Source organism: Roseomonas sp. 18066 (assembly GCF_902706185.1).
In the GTDB taxonomy this organism is placed as follows: domain Bacteria; phylum Pseudomonadota; class Alphaproteobacteria; order Acetobacterales; family Acetobacteraceae; genus Pseudoroseomonas.
On sequence record NZ_CACSJM010000385.1, the window covers coordinates 1 to 419 of the forward strand.

Annotated in this window: 1 protein-coding gene; it reads right to left on the reverse strand. The window is 59.2% G+C overall.

What is annotated here, in order from left to right:
- Positions 1 to 10 precede the first annotated feature (10 nt).
- Positions 11 to 419, reverse strand: a 409-nt coding sequence (locus GVN67_RS29350; RefSeq protein ID WP_200845466.1) for a PLP-dependent transferase, incomplete at its 5' end; no start/stop codon positions are given.

Consider the following 419-nt stretch of genomic DNA (forward strand, 5'->3'; position numbering starts at 1 on the left):
CCCCAGGCCGCTACGCTTCGAAGGCTGATGACCAGGCGTTGAATACATCGGCGGCCAAATCCGCGCTGTCTTCCAGGCCGAGCCAGAACCGTGCGATGCAGCCCGCACCAGGTCGGGAGTTCTCCAACTGCTGTGCGCAAGCGCTGTCCTTGCCGTAGAACATCACCAGGCTGGTGGGGCCTCCCCATGAGAAGCCGAAGTGAAAGAGTGTCAGCGCTCCGAGGAATGCTTCTATTTTCGTGGTGGGGACGAATGCGCCGAATGCGATACTGAACAGGCCCGTCGACGCCGTGAAATATTGTTTCCAGTTTTCATGGCCCTTGCTCCCGGCGAATGCCGGATGCATGACGGCCGCAACCTCTTTTCTTTCCGAAAACCATTGTGCGAGACGCAAGGACGCTTCCGTGCTGGCCGTGTAG